Genomic DNA, 12,217 nt, shown 5'->3' with positions numbered 1-12,217 from the left:
TTATGATTGTTGAAGTTTTCTGACATCAATGATCTTCTTAGCTGAAAATATGACTCCAAGTACAATTAATATAATCATACCGTATTGAGATATAAATTTTCCGCTATTACTTTTTGCAATCGCTATGTTGTTTTTATCGTAATGAATATCGATAACATCTCCAACAGATTTAAAACTTCCGATAACTGGTAAGCCAAACAGTTCAATGTAAGCACTCGCTTCTTCTCCTTCTTGAGTTGAAAAAGTAACTGTGGCATAGGTTCTTCCTCTTCTCTTTTTATCTATTTTCTGAATAGTCCCCTCAGTTTTTATCCAAGTAATTGTTTCTTGAGAGAATCCTAAAAAGGAAATAAAGAAAAACAACAGATATAAATAAGTTTTCATTTCTTTTTCGATTTAAGCTAGAGCTCCGTTAAAAATTTGCTCCATTTCATTAAAAGCTTTCTTTTGAGAACCTACTAAGACTGCATCTTTAATTTTACCTAAGATGATCTCATCTATTCTACGAAAAGCTTTATCACTTTTTCCAAACCAACCATGTAAAAACACATTTGGTATTGCATAACTTACTTCAATAGTTTTTGGATCTAAAAAGTATACTTTTAAACCATGCATTGCACTTTTCTTAACCATAATGCATTTCTGCATATTACCATCTGCATCTTTTCTTATCTGCCATTTGTCATATTGAATATTTGAATCATATTCTGAAGATTTACTAATGAAGCTTTGCAATTTTTCTAAAGAGTTTAACTCTTCTTTAATTGTTATAATTTTTTTCATTGTGAATACTATTTTTGGTTTAATACCTCAAATATATATTCAACATACACGATTTTGTTCTGTAAATCAATATTCGACTTTATAGAATTAATATTCGTTTAATGCATTGAAACAAAAAAGCTAACCTATTTTAAAATAGGTTAGCTTTTACTTCAAGTAATGAACTAGAAAAAAGACTAGAATTTATTATTATAACAACGGTTTACCTTTTAAACGAGATTCTATCCTTCTTTTTTTAACAGTTATTCTTTTCATAATATCCATTAGGTTAGCATCTTTTGATTTCTTATAGATTTCATTCAATGCTAACACTAATCTTTTTGCTTCTCTAGAAGCCACAACTCTGTCACTAGTAGACATGTTTTTCATTTTGGCCTGTTCGAACGCTAATGCTTGATTTACTATATCCATAATTTTTTGTTTAATCTTTATCAAATATAGTTAAACATTTTGAAAAAATTGTTAATAAAATCCTATAATTTATAACTTCGAATGGTTTTAAATAGAAAAGAAGTCTGTAAATATTTTGTTTATTATTTTTCAGTTTTACTTAAACAAAACTTATCTTTGTAATCTAATAATATTCCATATGTTTAGTTTCTTTAAATCAAAATCGCAAAAGCAAAAGTTAGAAGAACGTTATAAAAAACTTCTTGAAGAGTCTTATAAACTGTCTACAGTAAATCGTAAATTAAGCGATGAAAAAGCTTTTGAAGCAGATCAAATATTAAAACAAATTGAATCTTTAGACAAACAACAATAATTATGGAAAAAGAGAAAAAGCCAGATTATGTAGTGTATAACTACGAAACAGAATCGTACGATGCTGCTTTAAAGCCATACTCTACTTCTGTTGGTGCTCCAAAAATTACCATAGATGATAATACAGATTGGAAAAATAGAGTAAGTACCAAGGTAAATCATAAGATTAAAACTAAATATGAAGAATTAAAAGCTGCTTATGCTGAAATGATGGAAGAATTTGAGTATAACAATTTAATTCTTAATGCTGATTTTTCTTTCGAACCTATAGTCGGACAAACATATCACTTATACATCAATAAAAAGGGGAATCATTTTTTATCGCTTATTGCTCCAGACCAATGTAATTTCAACTTTGTTGGAAGTTTTCTATTAAATGCAGATCAAACTTGGGAAAAAGTTTCTGAGTAATTTTTGTAAAAACATATACCTATTATGAGTAAAGAAAATCCAACAATTCATATTATTGGTGCAGGTGTTAGCGGACTTGTAGCAGCTACAGTTTTAGAACAACATGGATATTCTCCAACAATTATAGAAGCTACAGGAGAAGAAGGCGGAAAAGTAAAAACCGATTATGTAGATCATTATCAATTAGATCACGGATTTCAAGTTTTACTTACATCCTATCCTCTAGCTCAAAAATATCTTGATTACACTAAACTAAATTTACAACAAATTTTACCTGGAGCTGTAATTTATAAAAACAAGAAAACACAATATATAGGAGATCCTTTACGCGATAGCTCTTTTTTATTTTCTACCATATTTTCAAGTGCTCTAACTTTAAGAGATAAATTAAAAGTCTTTAAACTTAATAACACACTAAAACGAAAAACTATAGCTGAGATTTTTTCAGCAAAAGAAACTACAACTATTGATTACTTGTCTAGTTTTGGTTTTTCAGACGAAGCAATACTTAACTTCTTTTTACCTTTCTTTTCTGGAATCTTTTTAGAAGATCAATTAGAGACATCAAGCAGAATGTTTGAATTCGTGTATAAAATGTTTGGTACTGGTTATGCCGCAATTCCTAAAGCAGGAATGAAAGCAATTCCTAGTCAATTAAAAGATAATTTAAAGTCTACAACATTCATTTACAATACTAAAGTAAAAAGTATTACAGATCGTACAATAACGCTTTCAAATGATGAAACCATAGAAAGTGACTATACAATTATAGCTACGAATCCAACTTCTATGGTAAACTTACCGCAGCAAATCAATTGGAAATCTTGTACAACATTATATTTTGAAACTCCTGTTAGAACTATTAAAAAGCCATTAATTGGTTTAGTTGCTGATAGAAGTTCACTTATAAATAATATATTCTTTCATACAAGTTTAGCTACTATTCATAATCCTGAAAAAGAATTATTATCAGTAACAGTAGTAAAAGAACATCAGTTAGATGAGCTACAACTTGTTGATAGTGTAGTTCAAGAATTAGAAAACTTATGCGGAATTAAAAATTTGAAGTTTATAAAAGCTTATAAAATTCCTGCTGCTTTACCTGAAAATCGTTCAATTACTAACGAAGTTTCAAAAGAAAAAATCAAAATTAACGATCATGTTTTTATCGCCGGTGATTATCTCATGAATGGTTCTTTAAATGCCGCCATGTATTCTGGTGAATTTGCAGCTAAAACAATTTTAGAAGAAATAAAATAAAAATAACCTCTTAATCGAGGCTATTTTTGGTAATAAGCATTACATATCCCCCAATAGTAATGATTATAATTATTAGACCCTATACAAATTATAAAGTCACTAAAGGACAAAAAAAAAGCCACACATTATTAGTGTGACTCAGTTGTTGGGGGAATACTTTGTTGGTCAAAAAAACCGGGGCAAAAGTACTAACAAACTCCACCTACAATTCTGAATATTAGACATAATAAAGCAGATTATCGACGAACAGAAGCAAGCTGTAGTCGAATGAATTTAAAAACGAAAAAAAGCCTCTTTTACAAGAGACTTTTTCGTTTTTAAAGCATATATATCAAACAGTTAATCTATTTTTATTTTTCCATTAGTTCTTATATATACAACAGCTCCATTTTCTGAAGTGATGTTGTGTATAGATTTTCCTTCAGAAGTAAAATAACTTCCAATATCGAGCTTCTTAATTGTTTTTTCTTTTGGCAATTCATAATCTAATTCACCAGAAACAACAATGGAATGAAAAATAGTTCCATCACTTTTTAAAGCACCTTTAAATCCTTTAGGAAATTTCACAAACAAACCTTGTAAATTATCGGCTTTGTTACTTTTCCATAAGAAACTAATTTTAGCGTTACTATTAGATGATATTATATTTGTTTCGTTATTAGCTAACCAAATAATATTAGAAACATCAATATTTACTGGTCGTTCTCCATTATCAAAGGCTTTATCGATAGGACGAACTAAATACGGACCGTGATCTATTTCTACATAAGCGATGTTTTCTTTTCCTCTTGCAGAAGTAATATGAGATTCTCCTTCAGGTTGTGTCCAAAAGCTTCCAGGTTTCATCCACATATTTTCAGCTTCAGGATCGTCGTTATGGATTTCTCCTTTAATAACTACAGCTCTATAAGTTACGTTATGAATATGAGGTGGAGATGAAAAACCATCAACAAACTTTGCTAAAAATCCTGTTGAAACTTTCCTTTTTCTATCTCCCCAAACTGTTCCTGCTTGTGGACTTTTATCTCCTCTTGCTGGATTTAACTTTTCCCAGACAATTTCACTACTTAATTTTACTTTATTCGTGGGATTTGCAATTTCCTCCTCAACTTGTTCAACTTCTATTTTTTCCTGTTGTTTACAAGAAAAGATTAAAAGAAGAATTCCAATACATACAATACTTTTATTCAACATGCTTACTAATTACTGATTTATTTACTCAATTTTGTTCTTACCACTAAATACGGTCCTGTACTTTCGTCTTTTCCGTTATTAAGTGCTGCTGTTCTATTCAATTGATCTACTGTTCCGTATAAATATCCATCATTAGCTACATGCAAACCATCTGGCCAAGATTGATTTTCTGGTAGTTTAGCTAATGTTTTAAATCCGTTTTCTTTGTTAAAGATACCTATTTCGTTTTTCTCAATATTTGTGACATAAACATTTTCATTCGCATCAACAGCAATACCATCACTAAATGACTTTTCTCCAAACTTTTCAATTGTTTGCCTTAATTGTGCATCACTTTCAAAACTTTGTGTAGGAACTCTGTAAATTGTTCTTCCGTTTAGGGCTCCAAAATAAATGTAATTGTAACTTGGATCTATAGCTATCGGATTTAAAGCAAATCCGCCTTCAATTTCTGGTAACATTGATTGGTGACCTTGGGCCATTCTTTTCGCTTCTCCTGTTTCTATGTTTATAACAATAAATGCTGGCAAAGGTGCACTTTTTAAATCCCCTTGAGTCATATCAGCAATAATTACTCTATTGTGTTTTTCATCAATCACAAAATCTTGTAAAAAACTAGTTTCAATAGTTACATCTGCTGGTATTTTCAATGTCTTTTCTAAAGCATTATTTCCTGTATTCCAAACTAAAAATTGTTTGTTCGCCATATCTAACATCCATAAATTCCCCTTGCTATCTGTTTTTATTCCAATAATAGCTTTTATATGTGATTCTTTTCCAGTTACAAGATCATCATTCGGATAAGGTTCACCAGTATTTGCTCCATCAATATTCAGTTTAAAAACTTTCGTGTTTGAAGGTGTTAAAGGATTTATACTTACATAAACATTTTTCTGAGTATCCATTGCAATATTACACGGTCTAATATCTTGACTTGAAAAGACAGTTTCAACTACAGGTATAGTAGCTTTTTTTTCTACTACTGGTTCTTTTTTAACTTCTTGCTCTGTTTTAACAGCTTTATTTTTGCACGAAATAGCTAATACGATAGTGATAATGATTACAAATATTCTTCTCATTTTAGTTTCTTCTTTTGATTAGAATGCAAATTTAAATTCGACTGTTGTACAAATTCAGGTATTTAAAATGGTCTTTTTTGTACTTTTGAAGGTTTAACAGTATTTAACGTATGAAAATTATAAGGATTTTACCTAAATTTACTAGCAAATACATATAAAATGCAAGTATTAGAAGTAGATAAACCTTTTGAAATACAAAAACTAAATCTTTCTGAATGGAGACCAAGACCTGTTAAAAACAATTTTTTTGAACTGGTTTTTGTAAAAAAAGGAAAAGGAACGCAGTGTATTGATTACAATGATTATGAATATAAAGCAGGTAGTATTTTTTTACTTCCGCCGTTGAAATGTCATAAGTTTGATATCGAATCTCCTTCTGAGTTTATCTTCTTAAAATTTACCGATGCATTTTTTAAAAACATTAGTAAAACATCTATCGATAGAAATGCTTGGTTTAAAGAAGCTGCCTATATACTTTCTAATTACAATCAACTTCCTGGAGATATTATTAAAAATGAAGTTGACAGAAACTACCTAGAAAATTTACTGATGATGATTTTAGAAGAATCGAAACAGCAACATAACAATGCTTTATCACTCATCAAAAGTTTAATGACTAGTATTTTAGAAATATTAATTCGTAATATTAAGAAAGGTGACTTTTTTGAAATTGCTCAGAATAATACTGATGAAAGAATTACTAAAATGCTGATTTATATTAACGAACATATTGATAATTCTGAGTTGTTAAAGATTGAAAATTTAGCTCATGTTTTTTCAATGTCGCCCACTTATGTAAGTGAGTTTTTTAAAAAACAGGTGAAAATATCGTTACGAGAATACATTATAAAAGCGAAACTAAGACTTGTAGAAATTCGATTACTTAACTCTGATTTTACACTTACTGAAATTGCTAGCGATCTAGATTTTTCTGATGTTAGTCATTTATCTAAAACTTTCAAACGCTATACAGGTGTTACCATTAAAGAATTTAAAACTAATGGTGAATATATGTTAATGAAACGTGCAACTTGTAATGGTTAGCTCTTTTTCAAATAAAAAAGATTGCCTTTACAAGGCAATCTTTTCAGAAAAAAACAAATTAACTATTAACTTATAATGAATATACTTTGATATAATCGATGATAAATTCTTGCGGAAAAATATTATCATCTACTTCTGGGCCTCCAAAATTACCTCCTATTGCTAAGTTTAAAATCAGATAGAATGGTTTATCGTAAGGCCAATTTTTCTCATCTTTTTCATTAGGAGAATACGTATATACTTTTTCTCCATCGATATAAAAAACAATCGCATCTTTAGACCATTCAGTTTTATAAACATGAAAGCCTTCTTCTATGTTTTTCTTTGTCGTTTTTTTAGAGTTTATCGTATTTCCGTAGCTAGAACTATTGTGTAAAGAAGTATAAATTGTGTGAGGTTCTTTACCTACATACTCCATAATATCTATTTCTCCACAAGCTGGCCAAGTATTTTTGTCAATATCATGACCTAACATCCAGATTGCTGGCCATAATCCGTGACCTTGAGGAAGTTTAGCTTTAACTTCAATTGTTCCGTAAGTAAATTCAAATTTTGATTTTGTATGAATCTTACCCGAGAAATATGAGGAATCTTGTTTCGTAGCTTTAATAACTAATTTTCCGTCTTTTACACTCACATTTTCTTTGGTATATAACTGACGTTCGTTGTTTCCCCATCCACAGAGATTAGGACAGCCATTTCCAAGATCAAAATTCCAAAGTGAAGTGTCTAACTTTTGAGCATTAAAATCTTGATGAAAAATGAGTTTTTCAGTTTCTTTTTTAGTTTCACATGATAACAGAAGTATCAATAAGGCGGTTAATAATATTGGGGTTTTCATTTTTATTGATATTGAAAAATTGTTTCTAATGATGTCACTGAACTTCCCCCCACGAATACTTTAAATTCTCCTGGTTCTACAATATACTTTCCTTGATTGTTGAAGAATCCTAATTCTTTTTCTGTAAGTGTAAATGTAATTTCTTTAGATTCTGATGGTTTTAAAGATATTAATTCGAAACCTTTTAATTCTTTTACCGGTCTAGTTACACTTGCTATTATATCTCTAATATACAATTGTACAACCTCTTTTCCAACTACTTTACCTGTATTAGTTACTGTGACAGAAACTTTAACTTCATTAGAAGCAGCAGATACTTTTAAATTTGAATAGTTAAAAGTTGTATAACTCAGCCCATGTCCGAATGGATACAAAGGTGCATTTGATTCATCTTGATAATGTGACCAAAACACTTCCTTCTTTGGTCCTGGTCTTCCTGTATTTTTTGGATTGTAATAAATTGGAACTTGACCAACTGATCTTGGAAATGTCATTGGTAATTTTCCGCTAGGATTATAATCCCCATATAAAATTTCAGCAATTGCATTTCCTGCTTGTGAACCTAATTGCCACGCTTCTACTATTGCAGGAACATGATTATCTGCCCACGTAATTGTTAAAGGTCTTCCATTATTTAAAACTAAAACTATATTCTTGTTTACATTATAAATAGCTTCTAATAGTTCTTGTTGAACACCAGGTAAACCTAAATTAGCGCTACTTCTGGCTTCACCACTTTGAAACCCTACTTCACCTAAAACCATAACAACAACATCGGCATTTTTAGCCGTTTGTATTGCTTCTTTAAATTTAGAGGTGTCTTTCGTATTTACGTTAACTTCATGAACAAAATTTGTAGCTCCATAAACTACTGCTGCACCTTCTGCATAGGTTAATTCATTATCAGGATATTTTTGCATTCCTTCTAATACAGAAATTGCAGAATTATCTTTTGCTGCTAATCTCCAACTACCTAATGGACTATTTTTATCTGAAGCTAAAGCACCAATTAAAGCTATTTTCTTTCCTGATTTTTCTAGCGGAAGTAAGTTATTTTCATTCTTTAATAACACAATAGATTTTTTTGCCATATCTAAAGCTGCATCATGCATTTCTTTACTTCCTATAACTTCTTTCTCACGCTTTTCATCGCAGTATTTATATGGATTTTCGAATAAACCTAATTCGAACTTTACTTTTAAAATTCTTCTAGCAGCATCGTTAATTACTTCTTCAGAAACTATTCCTTCTTTAACCAAACCAGACAACTCATTTACATAAGCGTATGATTCCATATCCATATCTGAACCTGCGTTTGCTGCTAAAGCTGCAGCATGTTTTTTATCACTTGCATAACCGTGATCCATCATTTCCATGATAGAACCCCAATCTGAAACAACAAAACCATCAAAAGCCCATTCTCCTTTTAAAATATCTCTCTGTAAAAATTTATCACCAGTTGCAGGTATTCCGTTAAGTTCATTAAAAGAATTCATAAACGTTCTTACTCCAGCATTTTTAGCTGCTTTAAACGGAGGTAAAACTGTATTATACAAAGTAGATATACCAATATCTGCAGTATTATAATCTTTACCTGATTCGGCAAATCCATAAGCTGCGAAATGTTTTGCACAAGCCGATAATGTTTCTTCATTTGATAAATCTTTACCTTGAAATCCTTCTACTCTAGCCACTGCTATTTTACTACCTAAAAACACATCCTCTCCAGCGCCTTCCATAACTCTTCCCCATCTTGCGTCTCTAGAAACATCTACCATTGGAGCGAAAGTCCAATTAATTCCCGCTGCTGCTGCTTCTTTTGCAGCCATTTGTGCAGATTTTTGTATCGCTTTTAAATCCCAACTCGCCGCTTCTGCAATTGGAATTGGACTTTGAGTTTCATATCCATGAATTACATCAAAACCGATAATTAAAGGAATTCCTAATCGACTTTCTTCAACTGCTACTTTTTGAACTTTTCGAACATTTTCTACTCCTCTTACATTTAGCATTGAACCAACCCAACCTTTACGTAAATGTTCATATTTTTTAGCTGCATCTCCTTCACTTGGAACAGGACCAGTAACATCCCAAAAACCATTGTACTGATTCATTTGTCCAATTTTTTCTTCCAAAGTCATCAGATTTAATAAAGAATCTACTTTTTTATCAATAGTACTTTTAGCTACATCATTTGATTTAGATTCACTTTTACAATTGACAAGTGCAATGCAAACCAATATTAATAGGATATAATTTTTCATATTTAAATTTTAAAAGAGGTTAAACATTACTAATTTAACCTCTTTGAATTAATCAAACTAATTTACACTATTGATATACTCTTACGTAATCAATTTCCATTGTAGCTTCAGAGAAACTTGAATCTATAGAGCCACCTAAAGTTCCTCCCATAGCTACATTTAAGATCAAAAAGAAATTCTCGTTGAATGGTAATGCCGATGTATTAGCTAACTCGTAATACTTTACGCCATCTAAAAATATACTAATACTAGTATCTGTCCATTCTAAACTATATATATGAAATTCTGATGTTCCATTTGTTATTGCAGTAGTTTGAGTAAAATCTGCTTTGGTATTACTTGCTGTATCTTGCCAATGACACGTAGCAAGAACCGTATTTTTATCAGCTCCAGTTTGCTCCATTATATCTATTTCACCAGAAAATGGCCAACCTACAGTAGGGAAATTAGAGCCTAGCATCCAAATTGCAGGCCATGTACCTGCTCCTTCTGGCAACTTTGCTCTAACTTCTACTCTACCATACTTAAAATCGAATAATCCCTGTGTTTTTAATCTTGCAGATGTATAATTACTTCCAGAAAAGCTCTCACGTTTTGCAGTGATTACTAAATTTCCGTTTTCTACAACTGCATTATCTGTTCTATTCGTATAATATTGTACTTCGTTATTTCCCCAACCATTGGTGCCTGTACCAATATCGTAAGTCCATTTTGTTGGATCTGGTGAACCATTTGTATTAAAATCATCTTCCCAAATTAAGGTATCGAACATCGAAGGTGCAGTAGTTTCAGGCTCTTCTGTAGTTAAAATAAAGAACCAACTTAAACCATCGTTTCCTATAATTTTAACATTCATTTCTGTTGCTGATCTACTTAAAATTGAGAATGTTCCATTATCACCTACATAAAAACCGAAGAAGCCGTTATTCGTTAAACTTAATGTTTCTTGACCTACTGGTGCAGTTAAACTCCAATTTCCTGTAAAATCATCTTTCGCATAATTCTCATGCTCGTTATTTCCATTTGGTGTTAACCCCTGATCTCCGAAATCTTGATCTAATGGTCCGGCTTGACCAAAAATAGTTCCTGATGGATCTTCTGCAGGATCGTCATTTACTGAATTTGTAATTATTTTAAATGTTCCATCTGAATTAAATACATAACGATCATCGTACATTCCTGTACTTGCTTTATCTCCCGGTGGAGCTGCAAACCAAATTGGAGAAGTTTCTTCTGGTGGTCCAACTCCAAAATGTGCATTCACTTCTGATTTAATTCTCCATGTTTTTGATGTTACTGCATCTGGATTTGCTGGATCGAATCCGTATAACATTTGTTTTAAATCATCTGGGGCTGAGTATAATGCCAATACATCTACTTGTATCGTTTTACTTGAACTTACTCCTCCTGTTCCTATAGCAACTACAGAAACTGTGTACGTGTTTACGCCCAGTTCACTGAAGTTATAAGTAATCTTTCCATCGGGTTTGGTAGCTTCTGATCCGTTGTAAATAAACTTGAACGATAAAGCATCGTCTGCCGTGGCTGTAAAGTTTACAACTCCACTTCCATCTCCGTTCGGATTTGTAGCATCTTGACCAATAATCTCTGCTACTATATTGATGTTACTTGGTGTTACAATATCACCAAATTCGTAGGTATTCTCCTCACAACTATGAAGCAATACTAAACTTAATAGTAATAATCCTAACTGTATATATCTCTGTATTTTCATTGCTTTCATTAGTTTAATTCGTTAATGTTAATTCATCATAGTAATACGCACTATCGTCTCCTCTATTTCCAAAATCAAAGAAGATTACTACTTTGGTATAATCATAATCTGGAGCTCCACTAAAATCATAAACTAACTCTTCCCATGCATTGGCTACTCCTGTAGTTAAATCAACTTCGTGGAATAAAGCTGGATCTGATGTTTCTAATTTAAAACGAACCGTAATACCTTGTTTCGGTGACCAAGTTTTCACACTAATTTTTGAATACGTATCTAAATCTAATGGAGAAGGAACTTCGAAAAAGCCGCCTGCCCAAACTTCTGAATTATTGCCTTTAATTAATCTAGCAACATTGGCCGTTGTGTTTATTCCGCTCATATCTGGATTGGTAATAACTTCAACGCCTGCGCCTCCAAAACTTGTGAATGCTGGTGCTGTGCCTTCAAAATCTTGGAATACTGATGGTGCAACTCCTCCAGCATCATTAACCAAAGTGATTTCATCATAATAATACTCACTGCCATCTCCTCTATTTCCAAAATCAAAGAAGATTACTACTTTGGTATAATCATAATCTGGTGCGCCACTGAAATCATAAACTAATTCTTCCCATGCATTGGCAACTCCTGTGGTTAAATCAAGTTCATGGAATAAAGCTGGATCTGATGTTTCCAACTTCAAACGAACCGTAATACCTTGTTTTGGCGACCAGGTTTTAACACTTACCTTAGAGAAAGTTGTTAAATCTAATGGAGAAGGAACTTCGAAGAATCCTCCTGCCCAAACTTCTGATCCGTTACCTTTTGTTAATCGTGCAACATTAGCAGTAGTATTGATTCCACT

At 31.6% G+C, this 12,217-nt stretch carries 12 protein-coding genes and 1 pseudogene; 4 read left to right on the top strand and 9 right to left on the bottom strand.

Annotated elements, in window-relative coordinates; all coding sequences use genetic code 11:
* The 3 genes from Q1A15_RS20590 to Q1A15_RS20580 form a co-directional block, all read right to left on the bottom strand.
* A complete protein-coding gene (locus Q1A15_RS20590) occupies window positions 1-384 on the bottom strand; it encodes a DUF3592 domain-containing protein (RefSeq protein ID WP_299628274.1) in 384 nt (127 codons plus the stop codon).
* Window positions 385-396: 12 nt separating this feature from the next.
* Window positions 397-783: a hypothetical protein gene (locus tag Q1A15_RS20585; protein ID WP_299628273.1), complete on the bottom strand. Its 387-nt coding sequence runs from the start codon at window positions 781-783 to the stop codon at window positions 397-399.
* Window positions 784-972: 189 nt separating this feature from the next.
* Window positions 973-1,194, bottom strand: coding sequence for a hypothetical protein (locus Q1A15_RS20580; RefSeq protein WP_299628271.1), 222 nt, complete (start codon window positions 1,192-1,194; stop codon window positions 973-975).
* 178 nt (window positions 1,195-1,372) lie between these two features.
* Here Q1A15_RS20580 and Q1A15_RS20575 point away from each other — a divergent pair, with 178 nt between their 5' ends.
* From Q1A15_RS20575 to Q1A15_RS20565, 3 genes are read left to right on the top strand one after another with little or no spacing between them, the layout of a single operon-like run.
* The gene (locus Q1A15_RS20575) at window positions 1,373-1,546 is read left to right on the top strand and encodes a Lacal_2735 family protein (protein ID WP_299628269.1); all 174 of its coding nucleotides are present in this window, start codon (window positions 1,373-1,375) and stop codon (window positions 1,544-1,546) included.
* Window positions 1,547-1,548: 2 nt separating this feature from the next.
* Complete coding sequence (locus Q1A15_RS20570) at window positions 1,549-1,956, top strand: DUF2452 domain-containing protein (protein ID WP_299628267.1); 408 nt, start codon at window positions 1,549-1,551, stop codon at window positions 1,954-1,956.
* A gap of 24 nt (window positions 1,957-1,980) precedes the next feature.
* Entirely contained in the window at window positions 1,981-3,216 is a 1,236-nt protein-coding gene (locus tag Q1A15_RS20565; RefSeq protein WP_299628265.1) for an FAD-dependent oxidoreductase, read from the top strand.
* Between the two features lie 339 nt (window positions 3,217-3,555).
* Here the strand turns inward: Q1A15_RS20565 and Q1A15_RS20560 are convergent, their stop codons facing one another.
* Together Q1A15_RS20560 and Q1A15_RS20555 are read right to left on the bottom strand one after the other, a co-directional pair.
* A complete protein-coding gene (locus Q1A15_RS20560) occupies window positions 3,556-4,410 on the bottom strand; it encodes a DUF4437 domain-containing protein (protein ID WP_299628263.1) in 855 nt (284 codons plus the stop codon).
* Between the two features lie 17 nt (window positions 4,411-4,427).
* Window positions 4,428-5,489: an L-dopachrome tautomerase-related protein gene (locus tag Q1A15_RS20555; protein ID WP_299628261.1), complete on the bottom strand. Its 1,062-nt coding sequence runs from the start codon at window positions 5,487-5,489 to the stop codon at window positions 4,428-4,430.
* Window positions 5,490-5,648: 159 nt separating this feature from the next.
* Here Q1A15_RS20555 and Q1A15_RS20550 point away from each other — a divergent pair, with 159 nt between their 5' ends.
* The gene (locus tag Q1A15_RS20550; RefSeq protein ID WP_299628259.1) at window positions 5,649-6,533 is read left to right on the top strand and encodes an AraC family transcriptional regulator; all 885 of its coding nucleotides are present in this window, start codon (window positions 5,649-5,651) and stop codon (window positions 6,531-6,533) included.
* A 70-nt stretch (window positions 6,534-6,603) separates the two neighbouring features.
* Here Q1A15_RS20550 and Q1A15_RS20545 read toward each other — a convergent pair whose 3' ends face one another.
* The 4 genes and pseudogenes from Q1A15_RS20545 to Q1A15_RS20530 all read right to left on the bottom strand — a co-directional run.
* Complete coding sequence (locus tag Q1A15_RS20545) at window positions 6,604-7,374, bottom strand: glycoside hydrolase family 16 protein (protein ID WP_299628257.1); 771 nt, start codon at window positions 7,372-7,374, stop codon at window positions 6,604-6,606.
* Between the two features lie 2 nt (window positions 7,375-7,376).
* Complete coding sequence (gene bglX, locus Q1A15_RS20540) at window positions 7,377-9,638, bottom strand: beta-glucosidase BglX (protein ID WP_299628255.1); 2,262 nt, start codon at window positions 9,636-9,638, stop codon at window positions 7,377-7,379.
* Between the two features lie 67 nt (window positions 9,639-9,705).
* On the bottom strand, window positions 9,706-11,373 hold the full coding sequence (locus tag Q1A15_RS20535; protein ID WP_299628253.1) for a glycoside hydrolase family 16 protein: 1,668 nt from the start codon (window positions 11,371-11,373) through the stop codon (window positions 9,706-9,708).
* Window positions 11,374-11,386: 13 nt separating this feature from the next.
* Window positions 11,387-12,217: pseudogene (locus Q1A15_RS20530) on the bottom strand (hypothetical protein); the annotation flags it as partial.

The sequence above is a fragment of the uncultured Tenacibaculum sp. genome (genome assembly GCF_947495995.1).
GTDB lineage: Bacteria > Bacteroidota > Bacteroidia > Flavobacteriales > Flavobacteriaceae > Polaribacter.
This window is presented reverse-complemented; position numbering and strand designations above follow the sequence as displayed.